The sequence below is a fragment of the Algirhabdus cladophorae genome (genome assembly GCF_044772865.1).
Classification (GTDB): domain Bacteria; phylum Pseudomonadota; class Alphaproteobacteria; order Rhodobacterales; family Rhodobacteraceae; genus Algirhabdus; species Algirhabdus cladophorae.
In genome coordinates this window covers 867,418-889,907 of sequence record NZ_CP173029.1, presented here as the reverse complement: position 1 = coordinate 889,907, position 22,490 = coordinate 867,418, and the positions used below count along the sequence as shown (strand labels likewise).

19 protein-coding genes and 1 tRNA gene are annotated in these 22,490 nt (G+C 55.8%); 9 read left to right on the top strand and 11 right to left on the bottom strand.

All coding sequences use genetic code 11. From position 1 onward, the window contains the following. The first annotated feature begins 4 nt into the window (after positions 1-4). From ACIRQ6_RS04320 to ACIRQ6_RS04295, 6 genes are all read left to right on the top strand, one after another. The gene (locus ACIRQ6_RS04320; RefSeq protein WP_420862910.1) at positions 5-1,216 is read left to right on the top strand and encodes a TCR/Tet family MFS transporter; all 1,212 of its coding nucleotides are present in this window, start codon (positions 5-7) and stop codon (positions 1,214-1,216) included. 84 nt (positions 1,217-1,300) lie between these two features. After that, positions 1,301-2,395, top strand: coding sequence for a zinc-binding dehydrogenase (locus tag ACIRQ6_RS04315; RefSeq protein WP_420862909.1), 1,095 nt, complete (start codon positions 1,301-1,303; stop codon positions 2,393-2,395). A gap of 58 nt (positions 2,396-2,453) precedes the next feature. Further along, on the top strand, positions 2,454-3,686 hold the full coding sequence (locus ACIRQ6_RS04310; RefSeq protein ID WP_420862908.1) for a mandelate racemase/muconate lactonizing enzyme family protein: 1,233 nt from the start codon (positions 2,454-2,456) through the stop codon (positions 3,684-3,686). A gap of 48 nt (positions 3,687-3,734) precedes the next feature. Next, a complete protein-coding gene (locus tag ACIRQ6_RS04305) occupies positions 3,735-4,331 on the top strand; it encodes a TetR/AcrR family transcriptional regulator (RefSeq protein ID WP_420862907.1) in 597 nt (198 codons plus the stop codon). A gap of 145 nt (positions 4,332-4,476) precedes the next feature. Further along, complete coding sequence (locus tag ACIRQ6_RS04300; RefSeq protein WP_420862906.1) at positions 4,477-5,154, top strand: PspA/IM30 family protein; 678 nt, start codon at positions 4,477-4,479, stop codon at positions 5,152-5,154. A 37-nt stretch (positions 5,155-5,191) separates the two neighbouring features. Next, a complete protein-coding gene (locus tag ACIRQ6_RS04295; protein ID WP_420862905.1) occupies positions 5,192-5,470 on the top strand; it encodes a hypothetical protein in 279 nt (92 codons plus the stop codon). A 43-nt stretch (positions 5,471-5,513) separates the two neighbouring features. Here ACIRQ6_RS04295 and ACIRQ6_RS04290 read toward each other — a convergent pair whose 3' ends face one another. The 6 genes from ACIRQ6_RS04290 to ACIRQ6_RS04265 are packed head-to-tail and all read right to left on the bottom strand — an operon-like array spanning position 5,514 to position 12,378. Then, the gene (locus ACIRQ6_RS04290; protein WP_420862904.1) at positions 5,514-6,299 is read right to left on the bottom strand and encodes an enoyl-CoA hydratase-related protein; all 786 of its coding nucleotides are present in this window, start codon (positions 6,297-6,299) and stop codon (positions 5,514-5,516) included. 3 nt (positions 6,300-6,302) lie between these two features. Next, on the bottom strand, positions 6,303-7,142 hold the full coding sequence (locus tag ACIRQ6_RS04285; protein WP_420862903.1) for a hydroxymethylglutaryl-CoA lyase: 840 nt from the start codon (positions 7,140-7,142) through the stop codon (positions 6,303-6,305). Continuing rightward, a complete protein-coding gene (locus tag ACIRQ6_RS04280; protein ID WP_420862902.1) occupies positions 7,135-9,114 on the bottom strand; it encodes a biotin carboxylase N-terminal domain-containing protein in 1,980 nt (659 codons plus the stop codon). Before ACIRQ6_RS04280 ends, ACIRQ6_RS04285 begins: the two co-directional genes overlap by 8 nt. Before the next feature lie 58 nt (positions 9,115-9,172). Then, positions 9,173-10,732 carry a carboxyl transferase domain-containing protein gene (locus tag ACIRQ6_RS04275; RefSeq protein ID WP_420862901.1) on the bottom strand — a complete coding sequence of 520 codons (1,560 nt, stop codon included), beginning with the start codon at positions 10,730-10,732 and terminating at the stop codon, positions 9,173-9,175. After that, positions 10,733-11,218, bottom strand: coding sequence for a hypothetical protein (locus ACIRQ6_RS04270; protein ID WP_420862900.1), 486 nt, complete (start codon positions 11,216-11,218; stop codon positions 10,733-10,735). It abuts the gene before it with no gap. Further along, positions 11,215-12,378, bottom strand: coding sequence for an acyl-CoA dehydrogenase family protein (locus ACIRQ6_RS04265; RefSeq protein WP_420862899.1), 1,164 nt, complete (start codon positions 12,376-12,378; stop codon positions 11,215-11,217). The genes ACIRQ6_RS04270 and ACIRQ6_RS04265 overlap by 4 nt, the downstream gene beginning before the upstream one ends. Before the next feature lie 307 nt (positions 12,379-12,685). Between ACIRQ6_RS04265 and ACIRQ6_RS04260 the strand changes: the two genes are divergently transcribed. Next, positions 12,686-14,266 carry a calcium-binding protein gene (locus ACIRQ6_RS04260; RefSeq protein ID WP_420862898.1) on the top strand — a complete coding sequence of 527 codons (1,581 nt, stop codon included), beginning with the start codon at positions 12,686-12,688 and terminating at the stop codon, positions 14,264-14,266. Between the two features lie 152 nt (positions 14,267-14,418). Continuing rightward, positions 14,419-15,942, top strand: a complete 1,524-nt coding sequence (locus ACIRQ6_RS04255) for a calcium-binding protein (protein ID WP_420862897.1) — start codon at positions 14,419-14,421, stop codon at positions 15,940-15,942. A 67-nt stretch (positions 15,943-16,009) separates the two neighbouring features. Here the strand turns inward: ACIRQ6_RS04255 and ACIRQ6_RS04250 are convergent, their stop codons facing one another. The 3 genes from ACIRQ6_RS04250 to ACIRQ6_RS04240 form a co-directional block, all read right to left on the bottom strand. Continuing rightward, positions 16,010-16,738 carry a VPLPA-CTERM sorting domain-containing protein gene (locus ACIRQ6_RS04250; protein WP_420862896.1) on the bottom strand — a complete coding sequence of 243 codons (729 nt, stop codon included), beginning with the start codon at positions 16,736-16,738 and terminating at the stop codon, positions 16,010-16,012. A gap of 204 nt (positions 16,739-16,942) precedes the next feature. Beyond that, positions 16,943-17,683 (bottom strand): VPLPA-CTERM sorting domain-containing protein, encoded by a 741-nt coding sequence (locus ACIRQ6_RS04245; protein WP_420862895.1) that lies wholly within the window; start codon positions 17,681-17,683, stop codon positions 16,943-16,945. Between the two features lie 271 nt (positions 17,684-17,954). Then, a tRNA-Arg gene (locus tag ACIRQ6_RS04240) sits at positions 17,955-18,031 on the bottom strand. A gap of 117 nt (positions 18,032-18,148) precedes the next feature. On the opposite strand from ACIRQ6_RS04240, the gene ACIRQ6_RS04235 reads away from it, so the two are divergent. Then, positions 18,149-19,723: a CRTAC1 family protein gene (locus tag ACIRQ6_RS04235; RefSeq protein WP_420862894.1), complete on the top strand. Its 1,575-nt coding sequence runs from the start codon at positions 18,149-18,151 to the stop codon at positions 19,721-19,723. Here the strand turns inward: ACIRQ6_RS04235 and ACIRQ6_RS04230 are convergent. Beyond that, positions 19,720-21,036, bottom strand: a complete 1,317-nt coding sequence (locus ACIRQ6_RS04230) for a cytochrome-c peroxidase (RefSeq protein WP_420863849.1) — start codon at positions 21,034-21,036, stop codon at positions 19,720-19,722. The genes ACIRQ6_RS04235 and ACIRQ6_RS04230 overlap by 4 nt on opposite strands. Beyond that, entirely contained in the window at positions 21,036-22,490 is a 1,455-nt protein-coding gene (gene xylB, locus ACIRQ6_RS04225) for a xylulokinase (RefSeq protein ID WP_420862893.1), read from the bottom strand. Before xylB ends, ACIRQ6_RS04230 begins: the two co-directional genes overlap by 1 nt.

Genomic DNA, 22,490 nt, shown 5'->3' with positions numbered 1-22,490 from the left:
CTTTATGACCACAGCCCCGCAATCGCGTCTGCCTTTTATCTTTATCCTCGCCACGCTGACCCTTGATGCCATGGGGATCGGGCTGATTTTGCCGGTGATGCCGGATTTGATACGCGACATCGACGGCGGCGGTATCTCGGATGCGGCCTTGTGGGGCGGGATTTTGGCCACTGTATTTGCTGTAATGCAGTTCCTTTTTGGCCCCTTTCTGGGGTCTCTATCGGATCGCTACGGACGCAGACCCATCTTGCTGATCTCACTTTTGGTAATGGCCGTGGACTATGTGGTTATGGCCGTGGCGGGCACCATGTGGCTACTGCTGGCTGCACGCATTGTCGGCGGCATCACCGCCGCAACCCAAGCCACAGCTGCAGCATACATCGCTGATATCTCGCCGCCTGACAAAAAGGCGCAAAACTTTGGCCTCGTGGGGGCGGCCTTCGGGGCAGGCTTTGTGTTTGGCCCGATGATCGGCGGGCTTTTGGCCGAGTTTGGACACCGCGCCCCGTTTTACGCCGCGGCCGGTTTGGCGACTTTGAACCTGATCTTTGGCTACTTTGTCTTGCCTGAAACCGTCACAGACCGCATTCGTCGACCGTTCACATGGGGCCGCGCCAATCCTTTTGGATCCTTCAAAGCCCTGTCAAAGCTCAGCGGCGTTGGCAGGCTCTTGCTGTTGGTGCTGATCTATGAATTTGCCTTTATCGTCTATCCCGCCACATGGGCCTACTTCACCCAAGAGCGGCTCGGTTGGGAACCTGCCATGGTGGGCATTTCACTGGCCTCCTTTGGGATATCCATGGCGCTGGTCCAAGGTTTTTTGATCCGCTGGATCATCCCGAAATTTGGCATGCGCCGCACGATCACCTATGGGTTTTGCTTTAACTTTCTGGCGTTCTTGGTGCTGACCATGTTGGACAATGGACTGGCCGTTTTGCTGTTCACACCGATCACGGCCCTTGGTGCTGTTGTTACGCCTGCTTTGCAAGGCATGCTCTCGCGCAAAGCCGACGACAACCAACAAGGCGAGTTGCAAGGCGTCATAGCCTCAACAAAATCCGTAGCCATGATCCTGTCACCCCTCGTGATGACGCAAATCTTTTATATCTTCACACAACCCGGAAATTTCTATTTGCCCGGCGCAGCCTTTGGTTTGTCGGCCCTGTTGATGGTGGTCTGCTTGATTGTCTTTGTGACCCGAGGGAAGAGCGCATAAACCGTCAGCAAAGGTCGCAATTTGAACAGCGTCCCTGCCCTTGCCTGCACACCAATGGTCAACAACAGTTTCAATAGGTGCCAAATGCCCACAATAAAAGCCGCCGTCTGCCATGAATTTGGTGCCCCATTGTCTATAGAAGACGTCGATCTGCGCGCCCCTGCCGGATCCGAGATTGAAGTGACTTTGGATGCCGTCGCAATCTGCCATTCCGATATCTCTTTTGCCTCTGGCGGTTGGGGTGGATCCCTGCCCGCTGTCTACGGCCACGAGGCTGCAGGACGCATCACCCAGCTAGGCCCACAGGCCAAGGGCCTTTCCCTAGGCGATAGCGTCGTGGTCACGTTGATCCGTGCCTGCGGATCCTGCCCATCCTGCGCCTCGGGCACACCCGTGGCTTGTGACACGCCCTTTGATGGCGATCTGGGCCCGCTGTCGATGGTCGATGGCAGCAAACTACACCAAGCTATGGCCTGCGGGGCTTTTGCTGAAAAAGTCGTGGTTGAGGCCAGTCAAGTGGTCAAGATAGCCAGCGACATCCCTAAAGACGCCGCCAGTTTGATCGCCTGCGGGGTGATCACCGGCATCGGCGCTGTGGTCAATGCCGCGAAAATTACAGCAGGTCAGGACGTTGTGGTCATCGGTGCAGGCGGTGTCGGTCTCAATGCCATCCAAGGGGCGCGGATCGCAGGCGCCCGCCGTATCGTCGCCGTAGACATGACGCCTGAAAAACTGGACATCGCCCGCAATTTTGGCGCGACGGACACAGTACTGGGCACCAGCGCCAGCCCGTGGAATGATGCCATTGCGATTATGGGCCGGGGTGCTGATGCAGTCCTAGTCACCGTAGGCGCCACCCCTGCCTACGCAGCTGCCCCCAATTACCTTGGGAAAGGCGGCAAACTGATCATGGTCGGCATGCCCCATGTGGGCCAAACCGTGGATTACGATCCAGCCACTTTTGCCGCCTACGGCCAAGGTATGATCGGCTCGAAAATGGGCGACGTGGTGATCCAACGCGACATCCCTTGGATGGTCGACCTCTATCGCCAAGGGCGCTTGAAACTGGACGAACTGATCTCGGGCCGCTGGACATTGGAGCAAATCAATGAGGCTATCGAGGACACCAAAACCGGATCAGCCAAGCGCAATGTCATCCTTTTTGATCACAACGATTAGTTTCTTTTTTCCCAAAATACTCACATCCTGACCGCACCTCCTCGCGAAAGGCCCGACCATGCAGCTCCAATCCCTCGAGATTATCACAACCGCCCCTCCGGCACCGGGCTGGGGCGGGCAATATTGGATCTTTGTAAAAGTCACGACGGACACTGGGATTACAGGCATCGGTGAATGCTACGCAACATCCATCGGCCCCAAAGCCATGGAAGCAGTTATAAACGACGTGTTCGAGCGGCATATGATGGGCCAAAACCCTGAAGACATCGAATTGATGTTCCGCCGCGTCTATTCCTCGGGCTTTACCCAACGGCCTGACCTGACGGTGATCGGGGCGTTCTCGGGGCTGGAAATGGCCTGCTGGGACATCCTTGGCAAGGACCGCGACAGGCCTGTCTATGCCTTAATCGGCGGGCGGATGAACGAAGCCGTGCGCTGCTATACCTACCTCTACCCCCTGCCGCACCATGATCTAACTGCTTTTTGGTCCTCGCCGGATATGGCCGCAGAATCGGCCATTGATGCCGTTGATCGCGGCTATACAGCCATTAAATTCGACCCAGCCGGCCCCTACACAATGCGCGGCGGGCATCAGCCTGCCATGCGCGACATCAGCCAATCCGTGGCCTTTTGCAAAGCGATCCGCGAAGCCGTGGGCGACCGTGCCGATCTGCTCTTTGGCACCCATGGGCAATTCAGCACCGGCGGGGCGATCCGTCTGGCCCAAGCCATTGAACCTTATATGCCACTGTGGTTCGAGGAACCGGTTCCCCCGGACAATGTCGGCGCAATGGCCCAAGTCCAAGCGGCCACCTCTATGACCGTGGCCACGGGCGAACGCCTGACCACCAAGGCCGAATTTGCGCCAATCCTGCGCGCCGGGGCTGCTGGGATCCTGCAACCGGCGCTGGGGCGCTCGGGTGGCCTCTGGGAGACCAAGAAAATCGCGGCCATGGCCGAGGTTTATAACGCTCAACTTGCCCCACATCTTTACGCAGGCCCCGTGGAATGGGCGGCAAACCTGCATCTGGCCACATCCATTCCAAACATCCTAATGGCCGAAACCATAGAGACCCCGTTCCACAACGATCTGATCAAAGGCGCAATTAAAGTAGACGACGGCCATGTGCGTCTGAGCCAAACCTCCGGCTTAGGCATAACCCTGGACGAGGACCTCGCCCGCGCCCATCCCTTTACCGGTGAGGGCCTGCATTTGAACATGCAAGACGCACCTTGTGATTATCAGCAAGGCAACAATTTTGCCGGCGGCTCCCCCATCAAGATGGACTAAAGCCATGTCATGGCCTAAACAACTTGAACAGCGTTCAAGGATACCATCATGGCCCGCAAAACCGACAAACGCCGCGAAGACCTGCGCATCAAACTGCTTGATCTGGCCGAGGCCACAATCATCAAGGGCGGCCTGCCAGCGCTCAAGGCGCGCACTCTGGCGACTGAGGCGGGCTGCTCGGTAGGTGCGATCTATACTGTGTTTGGCGATCTCAACGATATTGTTCTGGCCACCAACGGGCGCACCTTTCAGCGTCTTGGCCGCGATGTGGCCCGCGCCGTTCAAGCACGTCCTAACGCAAGCCCTGCTGATCAACTGGTCATCATGGGTACGGCCTATTTGGAATTTGCCGCGGACAACACCCGGGCATGGCGGACACTGTTTGATCTGGAAATGTCGACCCAGATGAATGTCCCCAAATGGTATCTGGCCGAACTTGCGCGGCTCTTTGGCTATATCGCAGGGCCTTTGCGGCAAATCTATCCTGACAAACCCGACCGCGATATCGACCTTATGACCCGCGCACTGTTTTCCTCGGTACATGGCATGGTGTTGTTGGGGTTGGAACAAAGGATCTCGGCGATTCCCCGTAGCGACATGGAAAACATGATCGAAATGGTCCTACGCGGCATGGCACGCCCCTAAATCCCCCGCCTATTTAGTAGCTAACCCATTGTGACGTCGTGTCATTTTGGTATTTCCTGAACATTGTTCATTTATTTTCTTGAACGTCGTTCATTTTTGGTCATATTGAATTCATGAACGATGTTCACACTTTAAGGAGGACGCCATGTTTGGCACATTAAGAACACTTGTTATCGGCGCAAATGCCCGCGCTGATGATCAATTGCGCGATACATTTGCAGTTGAATTGATCGACCAAAAGGTCCGCGAAGCCGAGGCCGCCCTACGCGCTGCCAAAACCACACTGGCCGCTTTGATCCAGCGTCAACGCTCGGAACAACGCCAGTATGACGGTCTGCAAAAGCGGATCATTGATCTGACCAACCGCGCCCAAGCGGCCTTGGATGCAAATAATGACGCCATGGCGATGGAGGCCGCAAATGCCGTGGCCACCATGGAAAACGAAGCCGTCATTCGGTCTGAAACCCTGTCCCGCCTAGAGGCCAAGGTTATGCGTCTGCGCAGTTCGGTTGAGGCAGGTCACCGACGGATTATTGATCTCAAGCAAGGCGCGTTACAGGCAAAATCTGTCACCGCCGAGGCCAAGATGCAAAGCAAGCTGCGCCAAACGCTTCACAGCAATTCGTCTGCTGAAGAGGCCCAAGAGATGATCGCGCGCGTCCTACAACGGGATGATCCGTTCGAGCAGGCGCAGATCCTCGACGATATCAACGGTGATCTGGACGCCTCAAACCTGACCGATCGCATGGCCGACGCAGGCTACGGCGACGCCACACGCGTGACGGCCTCAGCCGTTCTCGAACGGCTTAAATCGAAAAAATAGCATCGCAATCCGAACTTAAATCAAAGGAAATATTCAAATGACAAACGTAACAAAATCCGACAACACACTCATTATGCTCTTTAATCTTGCAGGCGTCTTGATCGCCCTTGGCATGCTGGGATTGTCTTTGTGGCTCTCTACAGAAGTGCCGCTGTCGACCAAAGGTTTCTGGGGTATCGGGGTTTTGATGCTCTGCACCGGTCTTGTGAACTTTGTGAAATACCGGTTTGACGAACGCCTCAGCGACGACCGCATCGAACGTCTGGAAGCTGCTAAAAACGAGAAGCTGCTCAGTGACTATGTCAGCGACGTCTAACGCCCCCTAAAGCACTGCCCCCCATCAAATCTTTGGTGGGGGGTTAGTCTTTTGCCCATGGCGGCGGCACCTTTGACAAGAACGCATCGATCCCAGCCAGCGCCTCTTCCCCTTCCCAAGTATCTGCCAATTTTTCGACAGTGGATCGGATCATTTCTTCGGTAATTTGTGGTCCCAGCGATTGAACCAAGGCTTTGGACGCACGGGCTGCATTTGGGGCCACGTTTTGATAGGCCGCAACCTGCTTGGCCACCGTCCTGTGCAACTGATCTGGCGCAACGGTCTGGCTGACAATCCCCAGTGATTGCGCACGAGCCGCGTCAAAAACCTGACTGGACATAAAAATCTGACGCGCCGCCCCATCGCCCAGCCGCGCCGCCACATAGGGGCCAATCGTGGCCGGGATCAGGCCCAACTTGGTTTCTGTTAAGCCAAATTTAGACGTATCAGACGCGAAAACATGATCGCAACAACACGCCAATCCGACACCACCGCCAAACGCCCCGCCATGGATTTTGGCAATCACGGGCAGCGTCAAACTATTCAACGCTTGCAACATCTTAGCCAAACTCAGGCCTTGCAAGATCCGCGTCGGCCGATCCGCCTTGATCTGGGCTTTCATCCAGTTCAAATCACCGCCTGCGCAAAACATAGGTCCGGCGCCCGCCAAAACGACACAGCGCAAGGATCGATCTGCCTCCAAGCGATCTGCAGCTTGGTGCAACTCAGAAATCATCTGGCCAGACAGGGCATTGCGCACATCAGGGCGGTTCAACGTCAAGTATGCAACGCCTTCGACCACTTCCAAATTGAGTGTTTCAAAGGCCATCTCTTATCCCTTCACTTCCAGCGCAATGGCCGCTGCTTGCTCCAAAGCATCCGCATCAACACCCGTATCAAAACCACAATCCTGCAAATGGGCGAGCACTGTTTCGGTTGCGACGTTGCCTGCAGCGCCGGGCGCAAACGGACATCCGCCCAGCCCCCCAACAGCTGCGTCAAAGACCCGAATGCCTGCTGCAAGAGCCACATCAATATTGTCCAATGCCTGCCCATGGGTGTCGTGAAAATGCCCCGCCAATTTACCGGCCGGGATCTGGGCCAAAATACACGTCAGCAACCGGTCCACCTGCTGCGGCGTTGCGCGCCCGATGGTATCGCCAAGCGAGACCTCATAGCAGCCCATGTCCAGCAGGTGCATCGTGACTTCAGCCACGGCATCAGGGGCAATAAGACCATCATAGGGGCACTCTACGACACAAGATACGTACCCCCGAATTGGAACATTTGAGTGGTCAAAAATCGGAAAAAATCGCTCTAAACTTTCCTTTATCGAACAATTTATATTCTTTTGGCTAAAGCCTTCCGAGGCAGATGCAAAGACCGCAACACTGTCGACACCGGCCTCATTGGCCGCCTCAAACCCACGCAGGTTCGGCGTAAGCGCACTGTACTTAACCGCAGGATCGCGGGCTATGCCTGCACAAACTGCCGCTGCATCTGCCATTTGAGGCACCCATTTGGGGCTGACAAAACTGGCCACTTCAATCTGCGTTAACCCGCTTGCTGATAGGGCATCGATCAGCTTGATTTTGTCTGGCGTCGCTACAAACTGCGGTTGGTTTTGCAGCCCGTCGCGCGGGCCTACCTCAACCAGCGTGACTCTAGACATCCGCCGCCTCAATTTCGGCCTCAAACGTCACCAAAAGGCTGGCGTCTGCGACTTGCTGATCCTCAACGGCCAGAACCGAGGTTACCACCGCATTTCGCGGCGCAACCAGCCTGTGTTCCATTTTCATCGCTTCAAGGATCATCAGTGTATCACCCTGCGCCACGTGCTGTCCCGGCACCACAGCCAAGTGTCGGATAACCCCGGTCATCGGGGCCAAAACATGGTCCATTTGCCCAACGCCATCAGCCGCCACAGCCAAAGGATCCGGCTGCGAAAAATCTAACGTTCTTGCGCCATCAACCAGCGTCACATCCCGGCCAAAGCGATACGCGCGGATGCGACGCGTGCGCCCAAATTCGGTCACTTGAAATCCACCTGCGACGGGACTGACCATTATTTCGTCAAACCACATGTCCGCCGCATCAAACCGCAGGTCCATATGGCTTGTCTCATCGCGCCAAGTGACAGGAATAGACTGCACCATCCCCCCCCACAGCGCAAAACCATGGAGGCGATCAAACGGATCGCGACCGATCTGTCGTCGGGCAATCGCCGCCGCCGCCACGGCCCAATGGGCAGGCTCTGGCTTGGCGTTATCCTGCAATTGCGGATTTTGCGCAATCAATCCCGTCTGCACGGCGCCGCTTTGCACATCCGCAAGCCCCAACAGATGGATCAAGAAATCCCGATTGGTCGTCACACCCGCGTAGCCCATGACGCTCAGACCAGCCCTAAGCTGGGCCAAGGCCGCCGTTCTGTCGGGACCATGGGCAATCAATTTGCCGATCATCGGATCGTAATGGGGGCTGATCTCGTCCCCTGCCCGCACGCCTGTATCGATACGCAGTGTTCCCTGTTCAAATCGACTGGCCGCAGGTTCATCCATCGCCTTCAAAGGTCCAGCTGCTGGCAAGAACCCTTTTGCTACGTCTTCTGCATAGATCCGCGCCTCCACCGCATGACCGCGCAAAGGCACCTCGTCTTGGGTCAAAGGCAAAGGCGCGCCAGCCGCAACGCGCAGCTGCCATTCCACCAAATCCACGCCAGTGACGGCCTCGGTGACCGGATGCTCGACCTGCAAACGCGTGTTCATTTCCATGAACCAGAAACCGCCCTCGTGCAGGGGGCCCGATCCATCGACTATGAATTCAACTGTCCCCGCGCCGCAATATCCGATGGCTTTCGCGGCCTCTACAGCCGCTTGGCCCATAGCTTGTCGCAATACAGGTGGCATATCCGGTGCCGGGGATTCTTCGATCACTTTTTGATGACGTCTTTGCAGGGAACAGTCCCGCTCGTTGAGGTGGATCACATTACCTTGCGTATCCCCAAACACCTGTACTTCGATATGGCGCGGATGGTTGACGTATTTCTCGATCAAACAATGGGGGTCGCCAAAACTGGCATTTCCTTCGCGACAGGCAGACTCAAAAGATGTTTTAAATTCTGAGGGTTGCGAGACTAACCTCATGCCCTTCCCGCCACCGCCCGCGCGGGCCTTGATCAAAACAGGATAGCCAATTTTATCCGCTTCTGCGGCCAACAGATCCGGATCCTGATCGCTTCCGTGATATCCAGGCACCACGGGAACACCGGCCGACACCATTAACGCCTTTGCCGCGTCTTTCAAACCCATGGCCCGTATAGCCGCTGGCGTGGGGCCTATAAAAACCAGACCCGCCACACCGACAGCCTCGGCGAATTCGGGGTTCTCGGACAAGAAGCCATAGCCCGGATGAATGGCCTGCGCCCGGGTAGCAAGGGCCGCCGCAATGATGCGATCGCCCTGCAAATAACTTTGCGCCGCCTCCGCGGGGCCGATATGCACTGCATGATCCGCCATGTCCACATGCAACGCCATACGGTCCGCATCCGAATACACCGCAACCGTTTCAATCCCCATCCGCTGGCAGGTGGCGATGATCCGACAGGCAATTTCCCCGCGATTGGCGATCAGAATACGACTGAACATTACGAAACCCACCAGGTTTCTTTTTTCTTCAAATACTCAAATCCCAACATGCCCACACTCACATCCGAAAGACCCCAAAGCGGGTCTCCTCAATGGGCGCGTTCAGACAGGCAGACAAAGATAAGCCAACCACGTCGCGGGTCTGGCGCGGGTCAATGATCCCGTCGTCCCACAACCGCGCCGAGGCATAAAGCGGGTGCGATTGTTCCTCAAACATCTCCAGCGTTGGGGCCTTAAAAGCCGCCTCTTCCTCTGCGGACCACGTCCCGCCTTTACGCTCAATCCCGTCGCGCCGCACCGTGGCCAAAACCCCCGCAGCCTGCGCGCCCCCCATGACCGAAATCCGCGAATTGGGCCAGGTCCACAGGAAATTTGGACTATAGGCCCGGCCGCACATTCCGTAATTACCGGCCCCGAATGAGCCGCCAACTATCACCGTGACCTTGGGCACTTTGGACGTGGCCACAGCCGTCACCAGTTTGGCCCCATCCCGCGCAATCCCTGCGTTTTCAACCTTTTGACCAACCATAAAGCCCGTGATGTTTTGCAAGAACACCAAAGGAATTTTGCGCTGCGAACATAGCTCCACAAAATGCGCGCCTTTCAACGCGGCCTCGGCCAAAAGCACTCCGTTGTTGGCAATAATCCCGCAAGGCATGCCGTGGATATGGGCAAATCCAGTGACCAATGTTGTGCCGTAGCGGGCTTTGAATTCGTCGAATTCCGATCCATCGACCACCCGCGCGATCACATCACGGATATCATAGGGCGTGCGCAAATCCGCAGGCACCACATCAAACAAGGTCTCGGGATCATGGACCGGCGCATCTCCTGCTCCACGCACAACCTGATCCGGCTTGCGGCGGTTCAGCCCCGACACGGCCTTGCGCGCCAAGGCCAATGCATGGGCGTCATCTTCGGCCAGATAATCTGCCACGCCAGACAGTCGCGTGTGCACATCGCCACCGCCCAGATCCTCGGCACTGACCACTTCGCCCGTGGCCGCTTTGACCAAAGGGGGGCCTGCCAGAAAAATCGTGCCTTGGTCGCGGACAATAATCGTCACGTCCGACATGGCCGGAACATAGGCCCCGCCCGCCGTACAGGACCCCATCACAACCGCAATCTGCGCAAGACCCATGGCGGACATGTTGGCCTGATTATAGAAAATCCGGCCAAAATGATCCCTGTCGGGAAACACCTCATCTTGGTTTGGCAAATTGGCTCCACCACTGTCGACTAAGTAGATACAGGGCAGATGGTTTTGCTGGGCAATCTCCTGCGCGCGCAAATGCTTTTTCACCGTCAACGGATAGTAGGTGCCGCCTTTGACCGTCGCATCGTTGCAAATCACCATAACGTCTTGGCCAGATACGCGCCCGATCCCAGCGATCACACCGGCGCAAGGGGCAGCCCCGTCATATAATCCATGGGCCGCAACAGCCCCGATTTCCAAGAACGGAGATCCAACATCCAACAGTTGGGCCACCCGATCCCGCGGCAACATCTTGCCGCGTCCCGTGTGGCGCGCGCGCGGTCCCTCGCCGCCGCCCAAAGCTGCGGCCTGCGCAACCATTTGCACATCAGCCAAAGCAGCCAAGTGGGCGGCGCGGCTCACTTATTTGTCCTCATGCACGCAATAGGGCGCGGTCGAGATTTGGTCGTGACAGGCGGCAAATTCTACCGTGATCCCAGACAGTTCCGAGATCTCGCAGCCCAGCACAGCAGCCTCAGCACCCGTAGTGGTGTTTTGACGCCCAACCTCAGCACATTTTTGGCCAACATAGCCCGTCCATTGCCCCATCAGATTCACCATTTCGGTGCCACCCGCCACTGTCAGCAAGGGGATCAAGGCGCGCTGCAACCCGTCTTTGGTTTCGCGCCAGCTGTCGCGTTGCGTCGTCAGACAGGCCACATGGCCATCGCTGCCAACCGCCTCAGCGGCACAGGGACTGAACATCAAGTTCACACACTGGCCCCAAGTTGTGCCATTTTCCATCTGCTCCAGACAGCCAACCACCATCGTTTGGTGCTCTGTCAGGCCCGGGGCCGCATGGGCCGGCATGGCAAACGCCAATGCCGCTGCCAAAATCATTCGCTTCATTGCATTGCTCCCATCAATTCGCGTCCGACCAGCATACGGCGAATTTCAGAAGTTCCAGCCCCTATTTCCATCAATTTCGCGTCACGGAACAAGCGCGCCACAGGGGCATCGGCCAGAAACCCAGCGCCTCCCATGGCCTGAACCGCTTGGTGCGCCTGTTTCATCGCCTCTTCGGAGGCATAAAGGCAGCACGCCGCTGCATCTTGGCGCGTCACAGTGCCTGCATCGCAGGCCTTGGCCACTTCATAAACATAGGCGCGAGCCGAATTCATCGCCGTGTACATATCCGCAATTTTACCCTGCATCAGTTGAAAGCTGCCGATGGGCTTGCCGAACTGTTTTCGGCTGGCCAGATATGGCATTACCTCATCCAAACACGCGGCCATAATTCCAAGGCCAATACCCGCCAGCACGACGCGTTCGTAATCCAGACCGGACATCAGCACAGCCACACCGCGCCCTTCCTCGCCAAGGACATTTTCAAACGGCACTTGCACGTCGTCAAAAATCAACTCAGCAGTGTTGGACCCGCGCATCCCCAGCTTGTCAAAGTGCACCGAGGTGCTGAAACCTGTCATCTCGCGTTCAATCAAAAAGGCGGTGATCCCCTTGGATCCAGCGTCTTTATCGGTTTTGGCATAGACCACGAGGGTCGAGGCATCCGGTCCGTTGGTGATCCAATATTTGTTGCCATTCAGGCGGTAATGATCGTTGCGCTTTTGTGCACTCAGCGTCATCGACACCACATCTGATCCCGCCCCTGCCTCAGACATAGCCAAGGCGCCGACTTGGGTCCCGTCACACAGCCCCGGCAGAAACTTTTGTTTCTGCGCCTCGGTGCCATTGAGGTTGATTTGATTGGTACACAGGTTCGAATGCGCCCCGTATGACAAGGAAACCGAGGCCGAGGCCCGCGCCACTTCCTCGACCGCCACGGTATGGGCCAAATAAGACATACCAGTGCCGCCGTAAGCCTCATCCACAGTCAGCCCCAAAAGGCCCAAGCTGCCCATTTCTGCCCATAAATCCGACGGGAAAAGGTTATCGGCATCCACTTGTGCCGCGATAGGCTTGATCCGTTCCTGCGCCCAACGATGCACAGTGTCGCGCAGCGCATTGGTATCCTCGCCCAGATCAAAACTCATGGAATGGGTAAACATCAGCCTTCGCCCGCATTTAATGAACAACTGTTCAATAACGCTAAAGCAACCCACCACACCTGTCAAAACCTTTGTGATTTAAGACAACTGCGCCGTCATCCAACACGTTAGGGTTGCACCATGCAGGGTACGGAATAACAGACTGCCCTAAATCCCCAATATATGCATGAGTTCCTCAATTAACATTCGCACTTACCCTAATTAGGGTAAGAGCCCGCAGATCTTAATCAGTACGTTTAGACAAATGAATTTGACCGCAAAAGCAGCCCAATGCCGTCGCGCGGCTTAACAAAAAGGGACATAATAAATGACGATTATTTTTACGGACGACGTGAGTTCAGGCTTTGGTCATAACTTGGGGTCAACGGAAGAGGCATGGGTTTATCTTGCCAGAGACACAATTTTGGCAAGCACGGACAACTACGGCATCTACGGAACCGGCCTAAAGCAAAAGATCACTATCGCTGGCGAACTTGTAGGAAGCTCCTACAATGGGATCTACCACACTGGTACAGATGTCATTGTCGAAATACATGACACTGGCTCTATTGCGGCACCCAGAGGGTCGCTATCGACCAGTGCCATTAATGTTGGAGATGATGCATACGTCTCGAACCACGGGACGATCACAGGTCGCATTGGCATCATTTTCAACGATGGTGAGATAATAAACTCCGGTTTGATCTCTGCCTCAGCTTCGAACGGGTCAAGTGGCGACGCAATTTATATTGCCGGGACAACGGGCCCGACCACCATCACAAACACCGGATCGATTTATGCAGACTCAAGCAGTATCCGCACTTCGTCCTCGGCAACTGGCGTGGTCTCTATAGACAACACTGGCTTTATATACGGAACAGTCACTGTCTATTCTGCGCTATTCTTGATCAATACCGGCTCCATGATTGGCAATATATCGACACGCGAATACGGGGATATGATTACAAACCTCGGCATTATCGATGGCTTGGTCTCGACCCAAGACGGCAATGACACTGTTATAAACAGTGGCACGATTGCATTTGACATCTATCTCGGTGATGACGCTGACACGTACCGCGCAATTGGTGACGGATACGTCAATGGCACAGTGCACGGTGAAGAAGGCAACGACTCTTTATATGGTGGAACGCACGACGATACACTCGACGGAGGCGATGACAGCGACACCCTGAAAGGTCGTGGCGGCGATGATGAGATCATCGGCGGCTCTGGGAACGATAACATTTATGGCAATGACGGCGACGATGAGCTTTATGGCGGCGCCGATATCGACGTTATCTCGGGTGGTCGCGGGGAAGACTATATCTCGGGCGGTAGCGAAAATGACGTGTTGGTCGGTGGTCAGGACAGCGATACCCTGAATGGCGATGAGGGGGACGACACCCTTTTTGGCGGCGGTGACAATGACATACTGTTTGGTGGCGAAGGGGACGACACCGTTTATGGCCATGCAGGCGATGATGAAATATTTGGGGAAGACGGCGACGACACCTTATCAGGAGGCCGCGGGAACGACGATCTCAACGGCGGTGGGGATCGTGATACCCTTATGGGCGGCAGCGGCGATGACACCCTGCGCGGCGGCAGCGGGCGCGATGTGCTGAATGGCAATCACGGGGACGACATGTTGCACGGTGGCATTGGGGCCGACACGTTTGTCTTTGGCCGTCACGCGGGTAACGACATCGTTGAGGACTTTGAAAATAACAAAGACTTCCTCGATTTTTCCGCCTTTGGCGCTTCCAGCATCAACAGCCTCAAGACAGCCGCCACAGATGTCAGCGGCGGTGTGATCTTTGATCTGGCGCTGCTTGGTGGCATCGGCAATGTGTTGATAGAAGACATGTCACGGGCCGATTTGACCGCCACAGACCTGATCATCTGATACAATTGCAAAGTCCTGCGCCGCAGTTGAGTGTGGCGCAGGAGCGGCCGAAACGGCCCAGTTTTGTTTTGGCTATTGGACCAGAGGTATTTTGGGTAACATCCTACCCAATTTGAACCCTATTTTGACCAAACTTAGTTAGGATCATTCCGATGACACTTGTCCGTTTTGACACAGTTACCGACGGCATTGCCGTTAACTTAGGCACCACAAACGGGGCCGATGTCTATGTGACCCAAGACACACTGGTCGCTTCAACGGGTAGCTTTACAATTTTCGGCGCCTCGACATCTACCGGACAAATCGCCACGATCGCGGGCGAAGTCGTGGCCAGCTCTAATCGAATAGCTGTGGCGATGTTGGGCGATCTTACCTCGATCACTGTAACCGAAACAGGCCAGATTGGATCTGTCAGGGACTACGGCGTTTACATGAATAGTAACGCCCTGTTGAACAATGCAGGCACGATTTCTGGACTTATCAGCGTCAGGATCGGCGATGGGCTGTTGATCAACAGCGGCACAATTATGACCTCGGGCTTTCAAAGCTTTCCCCGCGACGCAATCCAAAAAGATGGAAGTGGCGCGCTACACTTGGTCAACACAGGACTGATTAGCAGTGCTGCTAATGCCCTCGCGTTTACCTCGGGAACCACCGAGAGCCAGGTTGAAAACTATGGCACAATGGTTGGGAACATCAGTTTTGTAGGGGCCGACGCAGGCGGTACAATTTTGAATGCCGGTTTGCTGGCTGGGGATATTGATGCAAGCGCTGTCGAGGTTCAACTGACCAACAGCGGCGAAATAACTGGCGCATATATCGGCAGCAGCCGAGCTGATTTCATCATTAATTCCGGCAGCATAACCGGCGATGTTGATCTGGGTCGTGACGACGACACCTACCTTGGCAAGGGAATTGGCACCGCAAGCCATGTCAGCGGGGGCACAGGCGAGGACACCCTCAAAGGCGGCAATCTGGACGACAGCTTTGATGGCGGGGACGGCGCAGACATCCTCAAAGGTTGGGGTGGCAATGACATGCTATTGGGTGGGATCAGCGACGACATGATCTATGGCAACCAAGGCCGGGACACACTCAGCGGTGGCACCGGATTGGATATGCTGGACGGTGGCGCAGGCGACGATGCTTTGGACGGCGACGCAGATAACGATAGGCTCTATGGCCGCGCCGGGGCCGATCATCTTGAGGGCGGTCTGGGCGACGACGCCCTTTACGGAGGTGCCGATGATGACCAGCTCGACGGTCAAAGCGGCAATGATCTGCTCAACGGCGGATCAGGAAATGATGTGCTAAGTGGCGGCAGCAACCGCGATACCCTGTTGGGCGGACGCGGCGATGATGCCCTTTTTGGTGGCAATGGGCGCGACATCCTTAATGGCAATCAAGGTGACGACAGCCTGTCAGGCGGCGCAAGCGAGGATATTTTCGTGTTTGGCCGTCACGCGGGCAACGACATTGTCCAAGATTTCGAGAACAACATCGATATGCTCGATTTCTCGGCCTATGACGCAGGCAGTGTTGCAGCCCTGAAAACCGCCGCAACCGATGTGGCCGGGGGCGTTTTGTTTGATCTGGCCGTGCTTGGGGGCATCGGCACAGTTTTGATCGAGGATATCAGCCGTTCTGACCTGACGGGCCTCGATCTGATCATATAGGCCGCACAAAAAAAGCGCCGCCCAGGATGCCTTGGGCAGCGCTAAATTCTCAAGGGATCGTAGGGCCTTAGGCCTTGCGACGGCGCGCTGCGTATCCGGCACCCATCAAACCAGCCAGCAACAACAGGCCAGAGGCCGGCAGCGGAACAGGCGTCGTGTTGGGCGGCGGCAGTACCGGTTGCTCGACCACGTTTGTCAGCAAATCCTGCGTGCCATTAGCGGTCAGGATGCGGAACGGGTTCTGACCTTGCAACCATGTGCCATCAGCCACGTTATCCAACCATGCTTGGGCCACGCCCTCGGCTTGGTTCGATCCATTTCCATTGCCCGTGATGGCAAAATATCCATCATCCACATCAAACGTCGCTTCGGTTTCTGTGGTGATTTCCCAAGCGGCCATTTGGAACGCCGCAGCAGATTTGGCATCTGTAACCAAGCTCCACGCATTCGCAGCCAAGGCATTCAGATTGTCGCTGACAGTCTGCGTGAAAGGATTTGCGATCATATGGCTTTTGGGCAGCGTCAAAGTCTCCAACGGCTGCAAACAAAAGGCCAAGAAGTTCGACACAATGCCATTGTCATCAGTGCCTTTGACCCGGAATACACCGGCGCCAACATTATTGACCGAGGTCATGCCAACATCAAAAGATGTGGCTTTGTACCATGCGTTCTGACCTGCAGCATCTGCAAAGACGAAGTTGGAATTAACCGCCTCTACGTTCATTGACGCGGCAAATGCGCTGGTGGACGACAGGATCAAAGCAGCAGTTCCCATCAGAATGTTTTTCGTTTTCATAGCCTTACCTCCGGCTTAAGAAATCTTACGAGGTCTTATCGCCGATGCAGCAGCGGCGGTAACGGGGAATAAAACGGTCAATGGTTCAGGTTTGACAGGCCCCGTAGGGTGCCGACCACAAAGCGGCCGCCAATAACCAATAGCGCCGTTCAAAAGGGCGCTATTGGGAGTTTTTCGGTATATTAATGAGGGTATTGGTGAGGTTTAGGACTTGCGGCGGCGGGCAACATAGCCCGCACCGAAAAGACCTGTGATCAACAACAAGCTGGAGGCAGGCAATGGTACTGCACCCAATGTATTCGTCGCAGCGTCAGCCTGACCAGAGATGTCTGTCAACAAGTTCGCGCTGTCAGATGTGGTCAATTGTTGGAACGCGTTGGTGTTGGTCCACGTGCCGTCAGCAATGTAGCCCAGCCATTCGTTAGCCCACTCGCGTGCTTTGTCGCTTACGTCGCCTCGTGTGGTTTGAACCAAAACGAAATCACCGTTTTTGACGTTCAAGCCTTTGGTCGCATTCGTTTCGTTGATGATTTCCCAAACTGCCGCTTGGAAGCCAACTGCTTTACTCTTGGTTGTAACCAAGGACCATGCGTTGCTGGCAAGAGCATTCAACTGCGCTGTTACACGATCAGAGAATGGGTCAGCCATCTCATAGGATGTCTGAGTGCTGTCAAAGGCAGTGCCCATCTGGGTAGAGACCGCGAGAAAATCAACACGACCACCAGAACTATAAGACCCTGTCATGCGGAACGCACCGATTTCTTCTGTCGTTTTCACGCCATTGATCTTGTGCGTCGCGTTAAAGCTCAGCTTGCCAGTGCCCGCTGCGTTCGCGAAGGGATTGCTCGCATTCTGAGATGCAGCATCAATCGTAGCAGCACCTGCTACAGAACCGAAAGACACAGCCGCAGCGGTCGCCAGTCCAAGCATATAAAATTTCAACATACCGTTTAACCTCAATAAAAGATGTCACTTGCTAACATATCAGAACTTTTAAACCAATTTTTATTGAATGCGAGGGGAAAATACCTGACGTAGCGACACAGTTGACGTTTATACCCCAAAACTGTTGTCCCTAGGGAAACAGTTGCCTCATTGGTGCCACATTTCCCCAGAATTCTGCCGCAAATTTAGACCGCCCGCGTCTCATTCGATTCGGATGACGGCTTTGAAACCCGCGCCACAGGTTGCGAAAACAGCCCAAAAAGCAGAAAAATGGCGTCCCCTGAAGGATTCGAACCCTCGGCCTGCCGATTAGAAGTCGGCTGCTCTATCCAGCTGAGCTAAGGAGACGCGTACCAGCGTCTTAACGGGTTCTTTTCCAACAGACAAAATAAAAAATCGCATTTTGGGCGAGGATCTGCACCGGATCCCATGGCCTATCCAAGGCCAACATGGCAGCATATCGAAATGAACCATTTGCCTCTCATAAAATGCCTCGCCAGCTATTGCGCAGTCAGCACAATGGCCTTCAGCGCAGCCAATGCATCCCCTCAATTTAGTGTGGTTCCAGTCCCCTCCCATCAGTACTCGGGCGAATGGGAATTTTTCGTAGGCGGCGGTTTGGCCGTGTTTGATTGCAACAGCGACAACAACCCAGAGGTGTTCGCAGCAGGCGGCGCAGGCCCGTCAACCCTACTCATCAACACCAGCACAACTGAGGCCGTTCGTTTCGCGACTAACCCTTCCGCAGCCTCAGGCCTTGAAGATCTCACCAATGTCACTGGGGCCTACCCACTGGACATCGACAGTGACGGTACGCTGGATTTGGTGATTTTGCGCGTGGGACACAACACAATCTTGCAAGGACAGGGCGATTGCCAATTCGCCCCCTTCCCGGAAAAACAGATTCCAAGTTTTGGGGATCATTGGACCACGGCCTTTAGCGCCACATGGGAACAGGGCCAAACCCTGCCCACCATGGCGTTCGGCAACTATATTGACCGCTTTGATCCAAATGGACCGTTCGAGACTTGTGACGCCTCGTTTTTGCACCGTCCCAACTTCGACGGGCAAGACGGGCAACAGGGTTATAGCGCTGCCCTGCCCCTGACACCCGGCTATTGCACGCTTTCTATGCTGTTTTCCGATTGGGGCCGCAAAGGACGCGCAGACCTGCGGGTCAGCAATGACCGCCACTATTATATACGCGGCGGATCCGAGCAACTTTGGTCTATGGCCGCCACACCGCGGCTGTACGGCCAAGCCGACGGCTGGCGCGACTATTCGCTTTGGGGCATGGGGATTGCCAGCCGCGATCTGACTGGCGACGGCTTGCCAGAGATCTATCTGACCTCCATGGGCGATCAGAAATTGCACAGTCTGACCAGCACCACAGAACCGTCCTACGAAAACGCCCCCTACGGCAAAGGCATCACGGCCCACCGTCCCTATACTGGCGGTGACGGACGCCCTTCAACAGGCTGGCACGTGGCCTTTGGCGATGTCCAGAACGATGGGTATGACGATATCTTTGTGACCAAAGGCAATGTCGAACAAATGCCTGTGGCCGCGATGCAGGACCCCAACAATCTGCTGCTGGGCCAACAGGACGGTAATTTTGTCGAGGGCGGAGCCGAGGCTGGCGTGGCCTCTATGGACCGCGGGCGCGGCGGCGCGATGGTCGATTTGAACAGTGACGGCCTGCTGGATCTATTGGTCAACAATCGCCGCGCTGACTTGCAAATCTGGCAAAACACCACTGCGGACGCTGGCGATTGGCTGTCGTTAGCACTGCGTCAAGAGGGGTCAAACCCCTTTGCTATTGGTGCGATTGTGGAGCTTCGGATCAATGATCGCCTGTGGACCCAAGAACGCACCATTGGCGGTGGCCATGCAGGCGGCAGTCATGTGCCTTTACATTTTGGCTTGGGCGATCTTGGCGATCAATCCGTAGAGATCACAGTCATCTGGCCTGACCAAAGCCAAACCATCGTGACGCATGACCAACTAAACACATCAATTGTTGTTCAAAAATACAACTAACGCGGATCCAGCGGCAATCCGCTAGGAACTGTCTCAGGAATTCCCAGTCGGCCCGTAAGGCTCACTGGATCACTGAGACTTTCCAAAAACGCAATAATCTGGGCCATATCTTCCGCCCGCATCGGCGATGCCCTCAGTTGGTTGGCCGTCGCAATCTCGGCCCGTTCGCGCGCACTGTTTTGCACACTCCAATCATCATGGCCCAAGGATACGGGAAAAATCGCTTGGCTTTGGTCGTAAGCCTCTAGGCTTGCCGTCGGCGCTGTGTGATGCCCGACGATCCCTTCCAACGTGGCGTAGGCCCCACTGTGGCCATAGGGTGCCGTTTGGGCCACATTGCGCAGGCTCGGCGTGCGAAACGCGTATTGATCTTTGATTTGCCCTGTCACCGCCATCCGCCCGTCGTCGCGCATGTGATCAAGGAAGGCCGGTGCTTTGCCCGGTCCGATTTGCGGCACAGCAATCGCGTGAAACCCGTGATCGGTCTGGAATTGACCGCTATGGCAGCTGCTACATCCCGCAGGCCCATAAAACAGCTCCATTCCGGCAAGGGCCGTGTCGCTCAGCCCGGCTTCACCACGCAGATATCGGTCAAACGGGCTGTCATCGGCCCGCCATTCAAAAGCAATGAAATCCGCAATCACATTGGCAATGTCGGTGAATTCGATTTCGGCATTCGCGCCAATGACTGCATCAAACCTTTGACGGTACTCAGGAATTTCAGTGATCCGCCCACTCAGAATATCCCAAGCGCCCCCTTCATGGCTCAGCCGCCCCTGCCGAACAGCCGTTGAAATATCGTTCTCACCATAGTGCCCTGCCATCTCGTCCGGGCTGAGCACAGGGAACATCGCCTGCGCCGACAGAACGGACTTGAACCCTGCCACCATATCACCGCCCAACGGCGTGCGCAGGCCGTGGGGCTGGCTGCTGTCGGCCTCAAGACGGCCATCGTGAAACATCACGCTAAACTCGGCTGTTCCCAGATTGAACAAAGCCGGCGCATGACGTGGCACGCGTTCTTCTGGCGGATTGTCTGGATCGATTTTGCGGTTGGGTCCCAGCCCAATACCACCGTCACCAATCCCCAGCGACACACCATCTGCGGTGGCAAAATCCGGATGATGACAGGTCGCGCAGGCCACAGATTTGTTGCCCGACAGGATCGGGTCGTAAAACAGCAACTGCCCCAACTTAACGCTTTTCATGTCCAAATCAGGAAAAAGCGCATCTGCTTTGGGCAGCGTATCTGCAGATACCGGTGCAAAAGCACCCCCAAGGCACAAAACCGCAAAGGCACTGACGGCGCGCATCATGGGTTCAACTCCTTTAACGCTGGGTAGAGTGTTTGATAGCGCTGATGCGCCTGGGCAAAACCTGCCGCATGTGCAGGATCGGGATCAATGGTTTGGGCAACTGCAGGCTTGGACATGATACTGGCCATATCCCCACCAGATGTGCCCAATTGCGCCAATCGTGCGGCCCCAACCGCAGCCCCAAAATCACCTTTCACCGGCAATTGGATCGGCACCCCAAGGCTGGTGGCGAGCATTTGAACCCACGCAGCCGAGGCTGTTCCGCCGCCAATTCCCAACACGCGGGTCAGATTGGTGCCCGTGGCACTAAGGGCCTGAAGATTATCCACCAACGCAAAACTCACGCCTTGCATCACCGCTTTGGTCAAATCCGCCGGACCATGGCCCACATCAAGCCCAACAAAAGCCCCTCGGATAGACGCATCATTATGCGGCGTCCGCTCACCCGACAGATAAGGCACAAACATCAAATCGGTCGGTTCAGGGGGCAAGCCATCCACAAGGGCTGACAGTTCCGCCGCCGATTGGCCCAAATTGCGCGACAACCAATTCATGCAGTCCGTCGCGGCAAGGATTACACCCATTTGGTACCAACGATCTGGCACCGCATGGCAAAAACTGTGCACCGCCGTGTCGGGCATTGGCGCAAAACTATCTTTTGCGGCCAAAACTACGCCGGATGTTCCCAAAGACACGAACCCGTCGCCTTCCGCAAAGCAGCCCACACCGCATGCGGCCACTGCATTGTCCGCGCCACCGGCCACCACGACAACCCCAGCGCGCAACTGATAGGCCGTAGCCACGTCAGGACGCAAAGTACCGGCAGGGGCTGCACCTTCTAACAAATTCGGCAGTTGGTCTAATCGCAGGCCTGTTGTTTCAACCAATTCCTCGGACCACGCCCGCGCGCCCACATCCAGCCAACTGGTGCCAGCCGCATCTGACATATCCGTCGCCCGGATCCCTGTCAGCCAAAGGCGCAAGTAGTCCTTGGGCAACATAACCGTGGCGCACTTGGCAAAAAGGTCCGGTTCATTCTGGGCCACCCACGCTACCTTAGGTGCTGTAAATCCGGGAAACACGATATTGCCTGATACGGCGCGAAACAGAGGATCTGCATCAAAACGGCGCGCTTCATCGGCGGCACGGGTGTCGTTCCACAACAAACAGGGCCGCAAAGGCCGATCCGCGGCATCCAACAAAACCGCCCCATGCATGTGACCAGACAGGCTGATCCCCAAAACCGCCTGCATTTTGTCTCTATGATCCGCAGCCAATTGCGCAAAGCAGTTCTGACAAGCTTCAATCCACAGATCTGGATCCTGCTCGGACCAGCCCGAACGCGGATGCTCGGCCTTAAACGGGCTCTGCGCTTCGGCGTGGACTTGCCCTGCCCCATCCATAATGACGGCCCGCAACCCTGAGGTGCCCAAATCCAAACCCAGATACAT

Coding starts and splice junctions, on each gene's coding strand:
- ACIRQ6_RS04245 (WP_420862895.1), bottom strand. CDS start 17,683: ATGTTGAAATTTTATATGCTTGGACTGGCGACCGCTGCGGCTGTGTCT.
- ACIRQ6_RS04235 (WP_420862894.1), top strand. CDS start 18,149: ATGAACCATTTGCCTCTCATAAAATGCCTCGCCAGCTATTGCGCAGTC.
- ACIRQ6_RS04230 (WP_420863849.1), bottom strand. CDS start 21,036: ATGCGCGCCGTCAGTGCCTTTGCGGTTTTGTGCCTTGGGGGTGCTTTT.
- ACIRQ6_RS04285 (WP_420862903.1), bottom strand. CDS start 7,142: ATGTCTAGAGTCACGCTGGTTGAGGTAGGCCCGCGCGACGGGCTGCAA.
- ACIRQ6_RS04295 (WP_420862905.1), top strand. CDS start 5,192: ATGACAAACGTAACAAAATCCGACAACACACTCATTATGCTCTTTAAT.
- ACIRQ6_RS04280 (WP_420862902.1), bottom strand. CDS start 9,114: ATGTTCAGTCGTATTCTGATCGCCAATCGCGGGGAAATTGCCTGTCGG.
- ACIRQ6_RS04320 (WP_420862910.1), top strand. CDS start 5: ATGACCACAGCCCCGCAATCGCGTCTGCCTTTTATCTTTATCCTCGCC.
- ACIRQ6_RS04260 (WP_420862898.1), top strand. CDS start 12,686: ATGACGATTATTTTTACGGACGACGTGAGTTCAGGCTTTGGTCATAAC.
- ACIRQ6_RS04265 (WP_420862899.1), bottom strand. CDS start 12,378: ATGTTTACCCATTCCATGAGTTTTGATCTGGGCGAGGATACCAATGCG.
- ACIRQ6_RS04310 (WP_420862908.1), top strand. CDS start 2,454: ATGCAGCTCCAATCCCTCGAGATTATCACAACCGCCCCTCCGGCACCG.
- ACIRQ6_RS04315 (WP_420862909.1), top strand. CDS start 1,301: ATGCCCACAATAAAAGCCGCCGTCTGCCATGAATTTGGTGCCCCATTG.
- xylB (WP_420862893.1), bottom strand. CDS start 22,490: ATGTATCTGGGTTTGGATTTGGGCACCTCAGGGTTGCGGGCCGTCATT.
- ACIRQ6_RS04255 (WP_420862897.1), top strand. CDS start 14,419: ATGACACTTGTCCGTTTTGACACAGTTACCGACGGCATTGCCGTTAAC.
- ACIRQ6_RS04270 (WP_420862900.1), bottom strand. CDS start 11,218: ATGAAGCGAATGATTTTGGCAGCGGCATTGGCGTTTGCCATGCCGGCC.
- ACIRQ6_RS04290 (WP_420862904.1), bottom strand. CDS start 6,299: ATGGCCTTTGAAACACTCAATTTGGAAGTGGTCGAAGGCGTTGCATAC.
- ACIRQ6_RS04250 (WP_420862896.1), bottom strand. CDS start 16,738: ATGAAAACGAAAAACATTCTGATGGGAACTGCTGCTTTGATCCTGTCG.
- ACIRQ6_RS04300 (WP_420862906.1), top strand. CDS start 4,477: ATGTTTGGCACATTAAGAACACTTGTTATCGGCGCAAATGCCCGCGCT.
- ACIRQ6_RS04305 (WP_420862907.1), top strand. CDS start 3,735: ATGGCCCGCAAAACCGACAAACGCCGCGAAGACCTGCGCATCAAACTG.